General features: G+C 72.3%; 1 pseudogene. It reads right to left on the bottom strand.

What is annotated here, in order from left to right:
• Nucleotides 1-12 precede the first annotated feature (12 nt).
• Nucleotides 13-606 (bottom strand): annotated as a pseudogene (locus G7A99_RS23745) (3-hydroxy-3-methylglutaryl-CoA reductase); the annotation flags it as partial.

Raw genomic sequence — 606 nt, forward strand, 5'->3', positions numbered from 1 at the left:
GCACGGGGCGGGCTAGCCCTGGCCGCGCAGCCGGGCGAGGACCGCCTCGGCGATGTCCACCCGCACGGTGCCGCCGGTGACCAGCTCCTGGGCCACGGCGTCGACCTCGTCGCCGGTGGCGCCAGCCATCACGGCGATGTTCTTGGCGTGCAGGGCCATGTGGCCCTTCTGGATGCCGGTGGTCGCCAGCGCCTTGAGCGCGGCGAAGTTCTGGGCGAGCCCCACGGCAGCAATGTTCCGGGCGAGGCGCTCCGCGGTGGTCACCCCCATGATGTCGAGGCAGATGCGCGCGGTAGGGTGGGAGCGGGTCGCACCGCCTATGAGGCCGACCGCCAGGGGCATCTCCAGGGTACCGGTGAGATTGCCGTCGGCGTCCACCTCCCAGCGGGTGAGCGAGCGGTAGCTGCCGGTCTGCGCCGCGTAGGCGTGGGCGCCGGCCTCCACCGCGCGGGTGTCGTTGCCGGTGGCGAGCACCACGGCGCTGACACCGTTCATGATGCCCTTGTTATGGGTGGCGGCACGGTAGGGGTCCACCTCGGCGAAGTCATAGGCGGCGATCATGCCGTCGCGCACCGACGCGCCGCCGATGGCCTCCGGCGTCCACGT

Source organism: Arhodomonas sp. KWT (assembly GCF_010993615.1).